Genomic DNA, 16,714 nt, shown 5'->3' with positions numbered 1-16,714 from the left:
CGCCCCTCGTCGCTGAGTACGCGTTGCACCCCGACGATACTGGCGAGTAGGCGCAGGTGCGTCCACCGGGGTGGACCCGTGGATCAAGGCCGGATCGCACGGCCGCGCGGCGCCACCTCTTCAACTTCCGCTCCCGGCCCCGTGATCGGCGGCACCGCGACCTCGACGGTGCGGGCCAGCCGCGCACCCTGCGGCCCGTACACCGCACGCGGCTCGGGGAAGATCCGCAGCAGCGTCAGATACAGCACGGCGGCCACCACCAGCGACAGCGGCAGGCTGACGTCGATGCCGTTCGCGAGGTCGCCCAGCGGACCCACGAACTGCCCCGGGATGTTCGTGAACAGCACGCCGATCAGCGCGGACACCCACCACGCGGTCATGCCCCGCCAGTTCCAGCCGTGCGCGAACCAGTAACGGCCGCCGCGCTGACGGCGGTTGAAGACCTGGAGGGCCTCCGGGTCGTACCAGCCGCGCCGGGTGAAGAAGCCCAGCATCATGACGACCATCCACGGCGTGGTGCACGTGATGATCATCGTGGCGAAGGTGGAGATGGACCGGACGAGATCGAGCCCGAACCGGCCGATGAAGATGAACGCGATCGACAGGACGCCGACCAGCACGGTCGCCTGCACCCGCGACAGCCGCGGGAACACGGAGGAGAAGTCGAGCCCGGTGCCGTAGAGCGAGGTCGTTCCCGTGGACATGCCGCCGATCAGGGCGAGCAGACACATCGGCAGGAAGTACCAGGTCGGCGAGATGGCGAGCAGCCCGCCCACGAAGTCGGGGGTGGCCGGGTCGACATACTTCGGGGCCTTCGCGGCGATGATGCTCGCGGTCGCCAGACCGAAGACGAACGGCAGCAGCGTCGCGATCTGCGACAGGAACGCGGCACCGATCACCCGGCGGCGCGGGGTGCCCGCCGGGATGTAGCGCGACCAGTCGCCGAGAAACGCCCCGAACGACACCGGGTTGGACAGCACGATCAGCGCCGCGCCGATGAACGACGGCCAGAACAGGGACCTCGTCGCCGCGTCCGCCGTGCCGGTGAAGACACCGGCGTACGACGGGTCGAAGTCGCCGGCGAAGGCGATCGCGCCGAGCAGGAACAGCACGGTCGCCGAGGCCACCGCGACCTTGTTGACGAACAGCATGAACCGGAACCCGTACACGCACACCGCGAGGACCAGGCCGGCGAACAGCGCGTACGCGAAGACGTACGAGAGATTGCTGCGCTGCAGGCCGAAGAGCCGGTGCGCACCGCCGACCAGGGCGTCCCCGGAGCTCCACACCGAGATCGAGAAGAACGCGACCGCCGTCAGCAGCGACAGGAACGAGCCGACCACCCGGCCGTGCACGCCCAGGTGCGCGGAGGACGAGACGGCGTTGTTGGTGCCGTTGACCGGGCCGAACACCGCCATCGGGCACAGGATCAGCGCGCCCGCGAGGACGCCGAGGAGGGTGGCGGCGAGGCCCTGCCAGAAGGAGAGGCCGAAAAGGATCGGAAAGGCGCCCAGGACGCAGGTGGAGAACGTGTTGGCGCCGCCGAAGGCGAGCCGGAACAGGTCGAGCGGGGTCGCGGTGCGGTCCCCGTCGGGAATGCGCTCGACGCCGTGGGCCTCGACCTCGGTGAGGGACGGCGGCGCGCCGGGGGAGTCGGACGAGGGCGCGGACAAGGTGGCTCCAGCGGGGGGCGGGGCGGCGGTGGAGCGCGTGGTGGCGCGGCGGGGTGGACGGCCGGTCGCCGCCGCGGGGGTGTGCGGCGGGCATGGCGGCCGTCCTCTCGACGGTCTGCCGACCGTAAGGCGGCCTGCAGGACCCGCACCAGAGGACGGTTCATCCATCTTCTGCGTGGTGAGTGTACGAAACCTCCATCAGTCGTCGTCGGCCGACGTGTCCGTCGAACGGTCCGCGGTGGCGTCCTGCGGTTCCGTGTCGGGGCCCTGTGCCCGCACCCGCTGGACGTGTTCGAGGGATGCACGCAGCTCGGCGAGCCAGTCGTCGGTGTGCCGCTGCACCAGGCGCACACACCAGGCGAGGGCGTCGCTGCGGCTGCGGGCGACCCCGCCGGCGATCAGGGTGTCGAGGACCTGGCGCTCCGGCTGGCGCAGCCGGGTCATCACGGGCGCGGCCACGTGGGTGAACAGGGCGCGCTCGCCGCCGCACTCCACGCCCCAGGAGACCTTCCGGCGGAAAAGGTGCTCGGCCTCGCGGGCCACTTCGATGCGTGCCTCCCGGGTGCGCTCCCGGAACTCCTGGATCCTGCCCTGGACGGCGGCCTCCTGTTCGGCGTCCGAAGCGCCCTCGGCGAGCCGGGGTGCGGGAATGCGACCGATCACGGTGATCTCCTCACGGTCGACCGTGAGCTCGACCGGCTCCTCGAAGAGGTCCTCGGGCAGCCGACCGGCGAACCAGCCGCGCAGCTTCTCTCGTTGCTCTGGCGTAATCATGTAATGACCATTACTCGACAGGGTCATGAACGCAAGGGGATGCGGGGGAGTCCGCCGAGAGCTCAACCGGAATGTTTCAGGCCTATTAACGAGGCGCAGGAAATCAGCCACTTGGCTGCTTCGGGCGATCAAGAACCGCTCAGTTCCGGGGTTCATGCGGTCGAACTCTGTAACTTCGCGCCACTGATTCAACACGCAAGGTTACTGAAACGCATGGGGTCGAGGTGTTTTTCCGCGGCGGACTCGGCAGACTCGCGCTCGCCGGTCCGGCACCAACCGGAACGGGTCGGCACACCCTCGAATCCTGCGGAAGGATGCACACAATGCGGAACACCGCGCGCTGGGCAGCCACCCTCGCCCTCACGGCCACCGCCGTCTGCGGACCCCTGACCGGGTCCGCGCTCGCCGCCCCGGCCGCCGCGCCCGCCTCGCTCTACGCCCCCTCGGCCCTGGTGCTCACCGTCGGCCACGGCGCAAGCGCGGCCGCCGCGACCCCGCTGCGGGCCGTCACCCTGAACTGCGCCCCGACGGCCTCCGGCACCCACCCGGCCCCGGCCCTCGCCTGCGCCGAACTGCGCGGGGTCGGCGGTGACATCGACGCCCTGAGGGCACGAGACGGCGTGATCTGCAACAAGCTGTACGACCCGGTCGTCGTCACGGTCGACGGCGTGTGGCAGGGCAAGCGCGTCTCCTACGAACGGACCTTCGGCAACGAGTGCGTGAAGAACTCCTACGGGACCGGAGTCTTCGCGTTCTGAGAGACCGGGATCGCGGAGTCCTCGTGCACACCTGAAGAGGCACGCAGTTTGGGGAGTGCGAGTCCCTTGTCGCGGGTACCCGTCGATCTCGCTCCAGGGGTCGGCAGGGCGGAGTGGGGCCGCCCGCCGACTCCTGGCATCAGTTCCGCCCCTCCCCGGGGATCGCGGGGAGGGGCGGAAAACGTCCCAGCAGTCCCGCACCGCTCAGCAGCCGGCGGATGCCGGGTGCTTCGGAGACGATGCGCAGTCGACCGCCGCGCTCCCGGGCCCGCGACTCGGCCCGGCACAGCACACGCAGGCCCGAGCAGTCGAAGAACTCGACCTCCCGCAGGTCGACCAGCACATCCGGCACCGGCCGCGCGGTTGCCGCGTCCAGGTGTTCCCGGAGGAACTCCGCGGTCGCCAGATCGATCTCACCCGCGACCATGACCACGGTGAACCGGCTGCCGGCCCGAGTGCGGGCATGAGTGTTCGCCGCGGGTGGTTCGCAGGCGCGGTCGTCCGCATGCGGCGTCATGTCCGCTCCACCTAGGCAAAGGGCGCATTCGGTCTCGGTAGTTACCCCGACCGGCGAGGGAGCATCCCCGACACGCCCAGCGCAAGATCTGGTTCACCCGACCTGGTGAATTGCGGTGGAGGTGCTTGACATTTCGCGCGCGCGACGACTCAGGGCTGTTGGTTCAGGGGGTCGGGGTGGCTATGCGCAGAGGCACCGGGTCGAGGGACGGGGGCGCCTCGTCAAGACTGTTGATCTTCGTCCACCAGGATGTGCCGTCCTCGATCTGGCGCAGCAGGACGCCTTCACGGATCGCCCAGGGACAGATCGTGACCACTTTGAGGCCGGTCAGCTTCATCGAGGTGTGGGCGACCACCGCGCCGGCCAGGCTCTGCTCGGCGCGCGGCGCGGAGATGCCGGGGAGTCGGGCGCGTTCGGCGGCCGGCAGTGCGGCCAGCCGGCCGACGGCGGCCCGTAGGTCCGAGCGCTTCAACTGCCGTTCCACGAACGGGCCGTGGCGCCCGGGCGGCGCCCCGCACAGCCGTCCCAGCTGCTGGAAGGTGCGCGAGGTGGCCACCGCCGTGCGCGGGCCCTCCCACCGGATCCGCGCGGCGACGTCCCGCAGCTGGTGCCGGACCTTGCGGCGCAGCGTCCGCACCTGGTCCTGCGGCGGCGGATCCTGTCCCTGGAAGAACTCATGGGTGAGCCGTCCCGCGCCCAGCGGCAGCGAGGCCACGAAGTCGGGCAACCGGCCGCGCCCGAAGGCCACTTCGAGGGAACCGCCGCCGATGTCCAGCAGAGCGAGCGGCCCCGACCGCCAGCCCATCCAGCGCCGCGCCCCGAGGAAGGTCAGCTCGGCCTCGACCTCGCCGGGCAGCGTGCACAACCCGACCCCGGTCCGGGACCGGACGGTGCGCAGCACCTCCCGCCGGTTCGGAGCGGCACGCACCACGGCCGTCGCAAAGGCAAGCGGTGCGGTCGCACCCCACCGGGCCGCCGTCCGGCTCGCGTCGGTGACCGCCCCGGCGATGCGGTCGATGTCCTCCTCGGAAATGTTGCTCCCCGGCCTCACGTGTTCCGACAGCCGCAGACGCCACTTGGCGGTGTGGACCGGCAGCGGCACCCCGCCCTCGGCGTCCGCCACAACCAGCCTGACCGTGTTCGATCCCACATCCACCACGCTGATCCGCATGGGCCAGGGGGTACCCAAATCCGGGCAGGCCAACGCCCGTCAGTCACCGCGCCAGGGTGTCATCCGAGGCAACCAGCCCGGCACCGCGCGCCGGTAGCGGGTGTAGTCGGCGCCGAAGCGGCGGGTCAGCGCGGGCTGCTCGTACCACGTTGCGAACGCCCACATCGCCCCTCCCGCGAGGACGTCGTACCCGAACAGCACCGGCCGGGCGAGCAGCAGGCCCTGACCGCCGATCGCCGCGACCACCGCGACGTACATCGGATTGCGTACGTACCGGTACAGCCCGCCCACCACCAGGTGCTCGGTCGGCGCGACCGGCGCAGGAGTGCCCAACCCCTCGGTCAGGAAGCGCAAGAAGGCGGACAGCAGGACGACCGCCCCAGCTGCCAGGGGCACCAGGCCGAGCACGCGCACGGGCGGCCACCAGTCGCCCGCCCGCCAGCCGGTCAGCCACCACGGCAGCAGGACGACCACGGTGCCGGGTGCGAGGAAGAGGAAGAGCGTGGACCCGAGTGCCGCCCGCGTTTTACCCATACGGCCACCATGGCAGCGAAGAGGGGCCGCCGTCTCCCTGCGGACGGCGGCCCCTCGGACCGGTGCGGCTCGAGCCGGTGCGGCTCAGGTCGGATCGATCACATGTGGACGACCGGTGCGGCGTTCGCGTCCTGCTCCGGCACCCCGCGGCGGAAGAGCACGAAGGCGATCACGGCGCCGACGGCGAACAGGCCCGCCGACCACCAGAAGGCCGTGGTGTAGCTCTCGATCGTCGCCTGGGCCCGCACCAGCTTGCTGGTCGCGTCCTTGCCGGACAGGTAGTCGGTCGCGGCGCTCGCAGCAAGGGTGTTCAGCAGGGCCGTTCCGATCGAACCGCCCACCTGCTGCATCGCGTTGACGGTGGCGGAGGCGACGCCCGCGTCCTCGGCGGCCACCCCGGCGGTGGCCAGCTGCATCGCCGCCGGCATCACCAGGCCGAGGCCCACGCCGGTCACGATCAGCTGCGGCAGCACCGCGCTGACGTAGCTGGAGCCGACGCCGATCCCGGTCAGCCAGGCCATGCCGACCGCGGCGATCGTGAAGCCCAGCGGGACGACGACCTTCGGCCCGATCCGCGGCACCAGGGCCGTGGTGCCGAGCTGCGCCGCCACCATCAGCGCACCGACCATCGGCAGGAACGCCACACCGGTCTTCGTCGGGCTGAAGCCCAGGTTCAGCTGCAGGTAGTAGGTGAGGAAGAGGAACACACCGAACATGCCGCCGCCGGAGATCAGCACGGCGAGGAACGAGGCCGCCCGGTTGCGGTCCAACAGGATGCGCAGCGGCAGCAGCGGGTGCGCGGCCTTGGTCTGCCACCAGGCGAAGGCCGCGAGCAGCACACCGCCCGCGATCAGGAAGCCCCAGGTCAGACCCGAACCCCAGTCGTGCGTCTCGGCGTTGGAGAAGCCGTAGACAAGGGAGAACAGACCGCCGGCGACCAGCAGCGTGCCCGGCGCGTCCAGCTTGGAGTTCTCCGCGTCGCGGTGGTTGGTCAGCAGCAGCCAGCCGCCCACGAAGGCGACGACGGCGATCGCGACGTTCACGTACAGCGTCCAGCGCCAGTCGAACGCGTCGGTCAGCACACCGCCGAGCAGCAGACCCACCGCGCCGCCGGCGCCGGCGATGGCACCGTAGACGCTGAATGCCCTGGCGCGCTCGCGGGCATCGGTGAAGGTCGTGTTGAGGAGGGAGAGCGCGGCCGGCGCGAGCAGTGCGCCGAAGGCTCCCTGGAGGGCACGCGCGGTGACCAGCATGCCGAAGCCGTTCGCTGCACCGCCGAGTGCGGAGACGCCGGCGAAGCCGACGACGCCTATGAGGAAGGCGGTCTTGCGGCCGAAGAGGTCGGCGATACGGCCGCCGAGCAGCAGCAGGGAGGCGAACGACAGCGCGTACGCGGTGACGATCCACTGCCGGTTGCCGTCGGAGAAGCCGAGGTCGGCCTGGGCCGAGGGCAGGGCGATGTTCACGATGGTGGCGTCAAGGACCACCATCAGCTGTGCGACGGCGACGACCGCGAGGATCCACCAGCGCTTCGACGAGGCGGCGGGCTCGGCCTCGACCGCCCGTCTGGGGGTGCTGTCGGTCAGGGTGTTCTGGGACATGGGAGAACCACTCCAGGGAAGTCGTTCGGGAAACCTTGAACGAAACGGTTTCGTACACCGGCAGACTAGGCCCTCCGCAAGCGAAACGGCAACGTTTCGCTAGGTGTGGCCTGCGTCTCATGCGGGCTGTCGTCGCGCCGCTCCTGGAGCGGCCGCGGCCTGTGGGGGAGATCGTGGAGGCGTGTGCACGGCCCCGACCCCGCCCCCAAGGACTGATCCACCATGGCCGCTGAACTCACCGGCATCTATCTGACCCTGGACGACGGCCGCACGGCCGTCCGCTTCAGCCGTAGCTACGGCCATCCCATCGAGCGCGTCTGGCAGTTCGTGACCGATGCCGAGGAACTCGCCCACTGGTTCCCGTCCCGGGCCGAGATCGACCCGCGCCCCGGCGGCACGATCAACTTCAGCGGTGATCCGAACATGCCCGAGTCCACGGGCCGGGTGCTCGCCCTCGACGAGCCGCGTCGCCTGTCCTTCGAGTGGGGCGGTGACGAACTGCACTTCGACCTGGAGGCGCTGGACGACAAGCGCACCCGCTTCACCCTCACCAACGTCCTCAAGGCCGCCGACACCGCCGCCCGCAACGGCGCCGGCTGGGAGGTGTGCCTGGCAGCCCTCGACGCGAGGGCGCAGGGGGAGCGGTTCGGGGGGCCGCACGCCGGGGTGGGCGCCCCCTGGAAGGACTTCTACGAGGGGTACATCGAGGCCGGTGTGCCCTCCGGGGCGCCGGTGCCCGGCCTCGAGTGACCCCTCATGCCATCTGCCGCCGCACCAGCTCGTGCAGCCGCCCGCCCGTGTCGGCGAGCAGCTGCGCGGGCGGGCCCTGCTGGGCGACCTTGCCGTCCTCCATCACGATCACGCGGTCCGCGTCCAGGACCGTGGACAGACGGTGCGCGATGACGACACGGGTGGCGTTGAGCGCCTTGGTCGACTCGATCACCGTGCGCTGCGTCTCGTTGTCGAGGGCGCTGGTCGCCTCGTCGAAGAAGAGGATCCGCGGCCGGCGGATCAGCGCCTGAGCGATCATGAGACGTTGGCGCTGGCCGCCGGAGACGGCGCCGCTGCCCTGGACGATGGTGTGCAGTCCCATCGGCATCCGCTTGATGTCCTCGGCGAGCCCCGCCATCTCGGCCGCCGCCATCGCCTCCTCCGGCGTGTACGGCTCGGTGCCGCAGATGACGTCCAGGATGGAGCCGGTGAACGGCTGCGCATGCTGCAGCACGACACCGCACTGCCGGCGCACCGCCGACTGGTCGAGCGCACCCAGGTCCTGGCCGTCGTACAGGACACTGCCCGAGACCGGCTTGTCGAAGCCGATCAGCAGCCTGAGCAGCGTCGACTTGCCGCAGCCGCTGGGGCCGACGATCGCCACGAACTCACCCGGGCGTATCTCGAAGGACACGTCGTCCAGGACCAGCGGACCGTCGTCCGTGTAGCGGAAGGACAGCCGCCGGGCCTCGATCGCACCGGACAGCGGGCCCGGCCGGGTGCTCGCCGTGCGCACCTCCGGCGTAGCCTCCAGCACCGGCTTGATCTCCTCGAACAGCGGCAGCGCGGCCACGGTGGAGACGAACGCACTGGTCAGCTGGGTGACGGAGGTCAGCACCATCGTCACCGAGGTGTTGAAGGTCAAGAACGCGGCCGCCGACATCACCCCGCGCGCCGGGCCTGCCAGCAGCATGAACATCAGCAGGGTGCACAGCGGCAGATAGACCGCGCCCATCACCGTGGTGAGGTTCTTGATGCGGCCGACCTTCTGCTGCAGTTCACGGCTGTGCGCGAACTCCGAGGCCCAGGCCGCATACGCGTAGTTCTCGGCCGCCGCCACCCGCAGCTTCGGCAGACCGCGCAGGGTCTGGAAGGCCTGGTTGTTCAGCTTGTTGCTGAGCACGACCAGCTTGCGCTGCCAGCGCACCTGCCACAGGCCGAGCCCGAGGAAGACGGCCGCGATGACGACGAGCATGCCGATCGCCGCCAGCGCCATCGAGGGGCTGTACCAGAACAGCAGCCCCAGGTTCATCGCACCGACGGTCACGGACTGGGCGATGACGGGCCCGAGCCCGGCCATCATGCGGCGGATCGAGCTGATGCCCATGGCCGCGCTGGCCAGTTCGCCGGTCGAGCGCTCGGTGAAGAACTTCGTCGGGAGCCTGAGCAGCCGGTCCCAGACGGCCGGCTGGAGCGTGGCCTCGATCCGGCCCTCCAGACGGAGAATGGTGAGGTTCTCCAGCAGCATGAAGGCCGCCGCCACGATGCTTGTGAGCATTACGGCGAGGCAGACCTGTGCGATCAGGCCCGTCTGCGCCTTCGGGACGAACTCGCCCAGCACCCTGCCGGTGGCGATCGGCACCAGCGCGCCGATCACCACCGTCACCAGACCGCTCAACAGCAGGTTGGTCAGGTCGCCGCCGGTGCCGCGCATGCTGAACCGCAGCAGCCGCAGGGGGGTCAGGGTCCGTTCGGGCAGCGGGCGGTAGAACATCACCGCGCGCGGCTCGAACTCCTCCGCGTTGTCCTTCTCGATCGGCGTCTCACGCCCGGTCGACGGATGTACGGCCACGTAGCCGCCGCGCCGCCACAGCAGCGCGACCGGCGCACCCGACAGGGCCCGGTGGCCCACCAGCGGGCCGATGTTGTCCCGCCACCAGCGACCGTCCAGGCGTACGGCCCGGGCGCGGACGCGGGAGGCGATCGCCACCAGCTCCACCGGATCCAGGCGCTCGCTCTCGGTGCCGCTCTGGGCGGGTTCGGCAAGCGTGATCCCGGCCGCCTCGGCGACCAGCTTGCAGGCCGCATACGAGGCGTCCGCGTCGGCGGCCGTGGTGCGCTTGCCGGACGACTTGCCGATGGAGGCCAGCAGCGTGCGGTCGGCCTGGGCGCGGACCGCCTCACCGGCCTTGATCCCGGCGGCCGTCCGTGTCTCGTGGGTGCGCTCCAGCTGCTCGATCCAGCGGTCCAGCGTGGTCAGCAGGCGGTACTGCTGGTCGACCATGCTCTGCCAGACCGCCGGGTCCATCAGCAGGTCGGCGGCCGCCTCGGCGCCGTACAGCGAGCCGTACTGCACACTGCCGGGCGGCACCTGCATCCAGAACACGTCGTCGTCGGCCACCTCGGCGGCCGACCCCTCGGTCGCCATCGGCGCCTGGAAGAGGACGGACAGGCTGCGGCCGACGCCGAGGGCGAGGGCGTATTCGAGGGGGCTGGTCGTCGGCGGGACGTACTGGGCGTTGCCGTACTCGTCGTAGGACCAGGTCTGGGTGTCGGCCGTCTGGTACAGCTCACGCAGGCCGATGCGGTGCACCACACAGTCGCGCAAGGGGCGGGCGACCAGGGTGTGCTGAGGCCCCGGGACCGGACCCAGGATCAGCGAGCCCGCCTCCAGGCGGCCGAGGTGATGCCAGTGGCCCTGCTGCACGACGTCCACCGCGAACAGGTCGAGGCTGCCGGCCGCGACCAGCCACAGCACCTGCGGCCCCTCCAGGTCGAGCCGGGTCAGGCCCGAGCAGTCGACGTAGGTGCCCATGGAGCCGAGAGCGCCGAGAACCAGGTCGCCTTCGTGTGCGGTCGTCATCTCATCGCTCCCTGACCAGCGCCGCGTACGCGCCGCCGCGCGTCACCAGGTCCTCGTGCCGCCCGCGCTCCACGATCGTGCCGTGCTGCAGTACGACGATCTCGTCGCTGTCGCGCACGGTGCTGAGCCGGTGCGCGATCACCACGCAGGCGCAGCCGCGCCTGCGCAGGTTGTCCATCACGACCTGCTCGGTCTCCGCGTCCAGGGCGCTGGTGACCTCGTCGAGGACCAGGATGCTGGGGCGGCGCACCAGCGCCCGGGCGATCTCCAGGCGCTGACGCTGCCCGCCGGAGAAGTTGCGGCCGTCCTGCTCCACCTTGCTGTGGATGCCGCCCGGCCTGCGCGTCACGACGTCGTAGAGCGCGGCGTCGCGCAGGGCGTCGACGACCGCGTCGTCCGGGATGGACGGGTCCCACAGCGCCACGTTGTCGCGCACCGAGCCCTCGAACAGGAAGACCTCCTGGTCCACGAAGGAGACCGAGGCGGCGAGCGCGCCGCGCGGGATGTCGTCCAGGCGCTGTCCGTCGATACGGATCACGCCTTCCCAGGGGGTGTACAGGCCCGAGATCAGGCGGGAGACCGTCGACTTGCCGCTTCCCGAGCCGCCGACCAGGGCGACCTGCTGGCCGGGGCCGACCGTCAGGTCGAAGCCGGTGAGCAGCGGCTTGTCCAGCGGGTTGTAGCCGAAGGTGATGTTCTGCAGCTCGACGTGCCCGTGCAGACGGCGCGTGGAGTCGCCGGCGCCGGGGCGGCCGTAGAGCGGGTCGGCCTGGAAGTTCTCGACGTCCTTGAGGCGGGCCACGTCGGCGGCGAAGTCCTGGATGCGGCCCGCGACGCCGTTCAGCCGGGTGATCGGCGCGGTGAAGCGGGTGACCAGGGCCTGGAAGGCGACCAGCAGACCGACCGAGATACCGCCCTCGACCGCACGCATGCCGCCGATCCACAGGATCAGCGCGCTGTTCAGCGAGGCCAGCGTCGGCGCGACCACGCCGAGCCAGGCGCTCGGCACACCGAGCCGCTGCTGCTCCTCCAGGGTGGTGGCGTGCTGCCCGGCCCACTTGCGGAAGTAGCCGTCCTCACCGCCGGTCGCCTTCATCGTCTCGATCAGCTGCAGACCGGTGTAGGCGGTGTTGGTGAGCCGGGCGCTGTCGGCGCGCAGTTTGGCCGTCCGGGTGGCACGCAGCCGGATCACGACCCGCATGGCGACGATGTTCAGGAGGGCCACGCCGATGCCGAGGAAGGTCAGCTGCGGGTCGTACGTGTAGAGCAGGACGGCGTAGAGCACCACGACCACCGCGTCCACGCCCGCAGCCGCCAGGTCGCGGGCCAGGGTCTCGGCCACCTGGTCGTTGGACTGCAGCCGCTGCACCAGGTCCGCCGGGCTGCGCTGGGCGAAGAACGTCACCGGCAGCCGCAGCAGATGCCGCAGGAAACGGGCGCTGGAGAGAGTGGAGGAGATGATGCGACCGCGCAGCAGATTCGCCTGCTGCAGCCACGTCAGCACCACCGTGAGCAGCACGGATGCGCCCATCGACGCGAACAGCACACCCAGCAGCGAGGTGTTCTGGCCGATCAGGAACTCGTCGATGTACGTCCGGCTGAGCGCGGGCACCGCCGCGCCGACCACGACCAGCAGCAGGCTCGCCAGCACCGCGGCGGGCATGGTACCCGCGGTGCCACGCAGCCGGGCCGGCATCGCGCCCAGGATCCCTGGCTTGCGGCCGCCCTTGCTGAAGCCCTCACCGGGCTCCATGACCAGGACGACGCCGGTGAAGCTGCCGTCGAAGTCCTCCATCGGCACGAAACGGCGGCCCTTGCCGGGGTCGTTGATGTAGACCCCGCGGCGGCCGAAGCGGCGCCCCATGCCGTCGTAGACGACGTAGTGGTTGAACTCCCAGAACAGAACGGCCGGCGTCTTGACCTCGGCGAGGGCGGCCGTGTCCATCTGCATGCCCTTGGCCGTCAGGCCGTAGCTGCGGGCCGCCTTCAGCAGGTTGCTGGCGCGCGAGCCGTCGCGGGAGACACCGCAGGCGATGCGCAGCTCCTCCAGCGGGACGTGCTTGCCGTAGTGGCCGAGCACCATCGCGAGGGAGGCAGCGCCGCACTCGACGGCCTCCATCTGCAGAACGGTCGGCGTGCGGACGGTCTTGGCCCTGCCCTTGGGAACGGGGCGCTTGGGCGGAGCGGAACGGCGCCTGCTCCGCGTCTCCTGTGCGGTGCTCACGGCAGCAGCCAATCGACGGGACGCTGATCGGCCAGCCGGATCGAGCCCGAGGCCAGGGTCATGGAGGTGAGACCGAAGGGCGGCCCGTCCTTCGACGACCACTGGTAGCCGCTCGTGGTGCTCGACGACTTGTCGAGCCCGACCAGTACGGCCACCGGGCGGCCCTTCTTGGTGAACTGCTCGCCCAGCTGGCTGTCCCCGAGGAACGCGGCGATCTCCTGGGCCGACTGCGCCGAGCGGTCCACCGACTTCACATGACCGCGAAGCACACCGTATGTCTGGGTCGGCACCGACGAGACGGTCAGGTCCACGGCGGCGTCCGCGGGGATGGAGGCCGCGTTCTCGGCGGGCACGTACACCGTGGCGTACAGCGGATCGCCGGCGTGGGCGACCTTCTCCACGGCGGCGACGTTCGCGCCGGTCTGGATGATCTGCCCGATGGTCGCGGCGAGCCCGGTGATGCGGCCCGCGGCGACGGTGCGGACGACGCTGTCACCCTGGGCGGTACGGACCTTCAGGACCGGGGAGCCGGCCGGCAGCTGCTCGCCCTGCTTGGCGAGCACCGCCGTGACCTGGCCCGCGACGGGGCTCTGCAGGATGTAGCTGCCCTCACCGTGCGTGAGAATGGCGGGCGCGCCGACCGTGGACGTGACCGTGCCGGTCACCGCCCACACGGAGGCGGCCGCCATCGCGACCACGGTCACCGACAGGACGAGCCAGCCCTGAGGGCGGGCGAAACGCACCGGAAGATCGAGCTCCTCCGGCGACTGGAGCTTGGCGAGGGCCTGCTGGCGGAACTGCACGGAACTTTCCCTCACCTGAAAACGAGAGAGGACCGGCTCGCACGAGCCGGCTGGTTCAGGAGCCTGCGTGAGGCTCTTACGGCAACCGAAGGCCCCGGAGTCGCTGTACGACTCCGGGACTCGACGATCACAAAAGGCGCGATCAGAGACCGGCGACCAGGTTGGTGACCGGAGCCGTGTTCAGGCCGGTCACACCCTCGACGGTGCCGACGACCGTGTCGACCGTGCCGGAAACGGGAGCAATGCCGTCCAGCGCACCGGTGACGGAGTTGACAGCGTTGATCGACAGGCCGCCGGAAACAGCGTCGAGCTCGGCGTCCGAGATCTCAACGGTCTCAACACGGGGGGTGGAGTTCATGATGGAACTTCCCTTCGTATGGATATTTCACAAGGGGGAGCGGCCCCCTCTGGGGGACAGAGCGACGGCCGCGACCGCAGGCGCCGGGCTCCCGTTTCCGGTGACCCTTCGCGGCCCCTGCGGTGCGATGGATCAAAGCACGCTGCGGGCACGCGCTTCCAATCAACCAATGGCCTCACCAGGCAACTTGAGCCCCAGGGGCACCCATCCGTGCAGGCTTGCGCACGGCTCGATGGCGAGTTCTTCACATGCGTCACGGCATCGGTTCGTCCGCAGCCTTGCCTTCTCCGCGACGAATCCGACACTCCCGTCCCAATGGCGTGACGAAGGCCGCCGCCGTGTGCAGATCCCCTGCACCCGGTGACCCGGATGGGAATTGGATGTGCAGATTCCCTGAAGTTGTGATTCGGATCGCAGTTCTGAACGGACCGTTGTCGATCGACTGCGGACCGTGTCGGCCCGGAATCGGGACGAGAAACGCTCAGCCGAGAAGTGCGTAGACCGTGCTCGCGCGTGCCGCGAGTTCACCGGAAGCCTCGGCGGTCATCGTGATGTCCGCAAATGCCATACGGCGGCCCAGTTTGGTGAGCACCGCTTCGATCAGGACATCCGAACCGGTCACCGCGCGCTGGAACGACGTCGACTGCTGGACCGTCGTCATCGGTCCGTAGGCCCCGCGGGCGGCCGACACGGCGATCACAGTGGCCGTGTCGGCGGCGGCCATCAGCGCCTGCCCCGACAGCCCGCCGCCCTCCCGGGCCAGCCGGTCCGACCAGGGAAGTCGCAGCGTCGCCCGGTCGTCGGCGAGGGCCTCGACCGTCAGGCCCAGTTCGAGGACCCAAGGGGCGAAGTTGGCGGAGAGGATCTTGTCGGCTTCGGCGGTGGTCATCGTCATATGGGCGATTGTTCCCCGCGCAGGTTCGTCAGACGCGGGTCATGGCCGATTCGGCATTGTGCAAAGCGAGTTGGCAAACGGAATTGAACGCACCGTGCGACCCGTGCGTACCAACAGCCATCCAGGCGCCCCGAACAGAACAGCTGCCGTACGGCGGCACAGACTCCGGTCCCCCAGGAGGTCGAGAAGTTTGAGTCACAAGCGAATTCCGAAGCGCAAGGCCGCGATCGCGGCAGGCAGCGTCGCGGCGCTCGGCGCAGCCGCCATCCTGCTGCCGCACGCCAACGCGTCGCAGGACGGGTCGTCGACCACTGCCGCCCCCAGGACCCTGAAGGCGGCCGACGCCTCGAATCTCGCCTCGCAGCTCCAGAACCTGCTCGGTGACGCCTTCGCCGGTTCGTACTACGACTCGGGCACGCAACAGCTCACCGTCAACGTCATATCCGGCGACAAGAACAACGTGGTCGTCCAGGCGGAGAAGGCGGGCGCGAAGGTCCGCGAGGTCAAGAACAGCCTGTCCGCGCTGAAGGCGGGCGCACAGACCCTGAAGGCCAAGGCGACCATCCCGGGCACCGCCTGGGCGATCGACCCGAAGACCAACAAGCTGGCCGTCACCGCAGACTCCACGGTCACCGGCGCCAAGTGGAACAGACTGACGTCGACGGTCAAGAGCCTCGGCGCCGACATGGCCACCGTGAAGAAGTCCGCCGGCACCTTCAAGACGAAGGTGTCGGGCGGTGACGCCATCTTCGCCCAGACCGCGCAGGGAGGGGTCCGCTGCTCTCTCGGCTTCAACGTCAAGGCCAGCGACGGCAGTCCTGCCTTCCTGACCGCCGGTCACTGCGGGGTCGCGGCCAAGCAGTGGTCCGACTCCCAGACCGGCCAGCCGATCGCCACCGTCGATCAGGCCAAGTTCCCGGGCAACGACTTCTCCCTGGTCAAGTACGACGACGCCACCACCCAGGCGCCCAGCGAGGTCAACGCAGGCAACGGTCAGACCGTCCAGATCACCAAGGCCGCGGACGCCACCGTGGGCGAGACGGTCTTCCGGATGGGCAGCACGACCGGTCTGCACAACGGCCAGGTCACCGGGCTCGACGCCACCGTGAACTTCGCGAGCGAGACCGTCCCGGGCGGCACCGACACCGTCAACGGCCTCATTCAGACCAACGTCTGCGCCGAGGCCGGCGACAGCGGCGGCTCCCTGTTCACGCAGGACGGCAGCGCGGTCGGCCTGACCTCCGGCGGCAGCGGCGACTGCACCGCCGGCGGCGAGACGTTCTTCCAGCCGGTGACCGCGGCCCTGCAGGCCACGGGCGCGACGCTGGGCGACGGCGGCGCAGGCGCGGGTGCCGGTGCCGGTGCCGGTGCGGGAGCGGGTGACCAGGCCGGCACGGCCGACCCGTCCGCTTCTGCCTCGGCCGGCGACCAGGCGGGCGGCGGCGACGCGGTCGGTGGCGGCGGCCAGGTGGGCACCGCCGACCCGTCCGCGACGGCCAGTGACGGCGCCGGGGCCGGCAACCAGTCCGGCGCCGGTGCGGGTGACCAGTCCGGGACCGGTGCGGGCGACCAGAGCGGCGTCGGCGCGGGCAACGGTTCGTCGTCCCTCACCGGGTCCCAGTGATCCAGTCCCGCTCACTGATCGAGCGCACTGATCGAGCGCGGACCCACTGATGGAGCCCCACTGATCGGCCTCCAGCGAGGTTCCGGTCGACGGTGGACGGTCCGGCCCTCCGGCGTCCTGACCCTGCTCGGCTTCGCCGCCACCGACTTCCTGATCACCATCACCCTGTCGGCCGCGGACGCCTCGACCCACCTCGTCGAGAACCCCC

14 protein-coding genes are annotated in these 16,714 nt (G+C 70.3%); 3 read left to right on the top strand and 11 right to left on the bottom strand.

What is annotated here, in order from left to right:
• Nucleotides 1–83: 83 nt before the first annotated feature.
• Nucleotides 84–1,673, bottom strand: a complete 1,590-nt coding sequence (locus AB0N07_RS25690) for a cytosine permease (RefSeq protein WP_365838848.1) — start codon at nt 1,671–1,673, stop codon at nt 84–86.
• Nucleotides 1,674–1,871: 198 nt separating this feature from the next.
• Complete coding sequence (locus AB0N07_RS25685) at nt 1,872–2,447, bottom strand: hypothetical protein (RefSeq protein ID WP_365838846.1); 576 nt, start codon at nt 2,445–2,447, stop codon at nt 1,872–1,874.
• Between the two features lie 323 nt (nt 2,448–2,770).
• Between AB0N07_RS25685 and AB0N07_RS25680 the strand changes: the two genes are divergently transcribed.
• A complete protein-coding gene (locus AB0N07_RS25680) occupies nt 2,771–3,205 on the top strand; it encodes a protease inhibitor (RefSeq protein ID WP_365838844.1) in 435 nt (144 codons plus the stop codon).
• Between the two features lie 139 nt (nt 3,206–3,344).
• Here AB0N07_RS25680 and AB0N07_RS25675 read toward each other — a convergent pair whose 3' ends face one another.
• The 4 genes from AB0N07_RS25675 to AB0N07_RS25660 form a co-directional block, all read right to left on the bottom strand.
• Entirely contained in the window at nt 3,345–3,722 is a 378-nt protein-coding gene (locus AB0N07_RS25675) for an STAS domain-containing protein (protein WP_365838842.1), read from the bottom strand.
• Nucleotides 3,723–3,885: 163 nt separating this feature from the next.
• Nucleotides 3,886–4,893 carry a Ppx/GppA family phosphatase gene (locus AB0N07_RS25670; protein WP_365838840.1) on the bottom strand — a complete coding sequence of 336 codons (1,008 nt, stop codon included), beginning with the start codon at nt 4,891–4,893 and terminating at the stop codon, nt 3,886–3,888.
• Nucleotides 4,894–4,932: 39 nt separating this feature from the next.
• The gene (locus AB0N07_RS25665) at nt 4,933–5,427 is read right to left on the bottom strand and encodes an isoprenylcysteine carboxylmethyltransferase family protein (protein ID WP_365838838.1); all 495 of its coding nucleotides are present in this window, start codon (nt 5,425–5,427) and stop codon (nt 4,933–4,935) included.
• Between the two features lie 98 nt (nt 5,428–5,525).
• On the bottom strand, nt 5,526–7,028 hold the full coding sequence (locus AB0N07_RS25660; RefSeq protein ID WP_365838836.1) for an MFS transporter: 1,503 nt from the start codon (nt 7,026–7,028) through the stop codon (nt 5,526–5,528).
• Nucleotides 7,029–7,250: 222 nt separating this feature from the next.
• Here AB0N07_RS25660 and AB0N07_RS25655 point away from each other — a divergent pair, with 222 nt between their 5' ends.
• On the top strand, nt 7,251–7,778 hold the full coding sequence (locus AB0N07_RS25655; protein WP_365838834.1) for an SRPBCC family protein: 528 nt from the start codon (nt 7,251–7,253) through the stop codon (nt 7,776–7,778).
• Nucleotides 7,779–7,782: 4 nt separating this feature from the next.
• Here AB0N07_RS25655 and AB0N07_RS25650 read toward each other — a convergent pair whose 3' ends face one another.
• From AB0N07_RS25650 to AB0N07_RS25630, 5 genes are all read right to left on the bottom strand, one after another.
• Complete coding sequence (locus tag AB0N07_RS25650; protein ID WP_365838832.1) at nt 7,783–10,602, bottom strand: NHLP bacteriocin export ABC transporter permease/ATPase subunit; 2,820 nt, start codon at nt 10,600–10,602, stop codon at nt 7,783–7,785.
• 1 nt (nt 10,603) lies between these two features.
• Nucleotides 10,604–12,826 (bottom strand): NHLP family bacteriocin export ABC transporter peptidase/permease/ATPase subunit, encoded by a 2,223-nt coding sequence (locus AB0N07_RS25645; protein WP_365838830.1) that lies wholly within the window; start codon nt 12,824–12,826, stop codon nt 10,604–10,606.
• Nucleotides 12,823–13,629, bottom strand: a complete 807-nt coding sequence (locus AB0N07_RS25640) for an HlyD family efflux transporter periplasmic adaptor subunit (protein ID WP_365838828.1) — start codon at nt 13,627–13,629, stop codon at nt 12,823–12,825. The genes AB0N07_RS25645 and AB0N07_RS25640 overlap by 4 nt, the downstream gene beginning before the upstream one ends.
• A 142-nt stretch (nt 13,630–13,771) precedes the next feature.
• The gene (locus AB0N07_RS25635) at nt 13,772–13,987 is read right to left on the bottom strand and encodes a type A2 lantipeptide (protein ID WP_123969611.1); all 216 of its coding nucleotides are present in this window, start codon (nt 13,985–13,987) and stop codon (nt 13,772–13,774) included.
• Nucleotides 13,988–14,468: 481 nt separating this feature from the next.
• Nucleotides 14,469–14,882 (bottom strand): PaaI family thioesterase, encoded by a 414-nt coding sequence (locus AB0N07_RS25630; protein WP_365838826.1) that lies wholly within the window; start codon nt 14,880–14,882, stop codon nt 14,469–14,471.
• A gap of 190 nt (nt 14,883–15,072) precedes the next feature.
• On the opposite strand from AB0N07_RS25630, the gene AB0N07_RS25625 reads away from it, so the two are divergent.
• Entirely contained in the window at nt 15,073–16,506 is a 1,434-nt protein-coding gene (locus AB0N07_RS25625; protein ID WP_365838824.1) for a S1 family peptidase, read from the top strand.
• Nucleotides 16,507–16,714: the final 208 nt, after the last annotated feature.

The organism is Streptomyces sp. NPDC051172 (genome assembly GCF_040682555.1).
Classification (GTDB): domain Bacteria; phylum Actinomycetota; class Actinomycetes; order Streptomycetales; family Streptomycetaceae; genus Streptomyces.
This window is presented reverse-complemented; position numbering and strand designations above follow the sequence as displayed.

Excerpts from the sequence above, each read along its gene's own strand:
- AB0N07_RS25685 (WP_365838846.1), bottom strand. The coding sequence starts at position 2,447 with ATGATTACGCCAGAGCAACGAGAGAAGCTGCGCGGCTGGTTCGCCGGT.
- AB0N07_RS25680 (WP_365838844.1), top strand. The coding sequence starts at position 2,771 with ATGCGGAACACCGCGCGCTGGGCAGCCACCCTCGCCCTCACGGCCACC.
- AB0N07_RS25675 (WP_365838842.1), bottom strand. The coding sequence starts at position 3,722 with ATGACGCCGCATGCGGACGACCGCGCCTGCGAACCACCCGCGGCGAAC.
- AB0N07_RS25670 (WP_365838840.1), bottom strand. The coding sequence starts at position 4,893 with ATGCGGATCAGCGTGGTGGATGTGGGATCGAACACGGTCAGGCTGGTT.
- AB0N07_RS25665 (WP_365838838.1), bottom strand. The coding sequence starts at position 5,427 with ATGGGTAAAACGCGGGCGGCACTCGGGTCCACGCTCTTCCTCTTCCTC.
- AB0N07_RS25660 (WP_365838836.1), bottom strand. The coding sequence starts at position 7,028 with ATGTCCCAGAACACCCTGACCGACAGCACCCCCAGACGGGCGGTCGAG.
- AB0N07_RS25655 (WP_365838834.1), top strand. The coding sequence starts at position 7,251 with ATGGCCGCTGAACTCACCGGCATCTATCTGACCCTGGACGACGGCCGC.
- AB0N07_RS25650 (WP_365838832.1), bottom strand. The coding sequence starts at position 10,602 with ATGACGACCGCACACGAAGGCGACCTGGTTCTCGGCGCTCTCGGCTCC.
- AB0N07_RS25635 (WP_123969611.1), bottom strand. The coding sequence starts at position 13,987 with ATGAACTCCACCCCCCGTGTTGAGACCGTTGAGATCTCGGACGCCGAG.
- AB0N07_RS25630 (WP_365838826.1), bottom strand. The coding sequence starts at position 14,882 with ATGACGATGACCACCGCCGAAGCCGACAAGATCCTCTCCGCCAACTTC.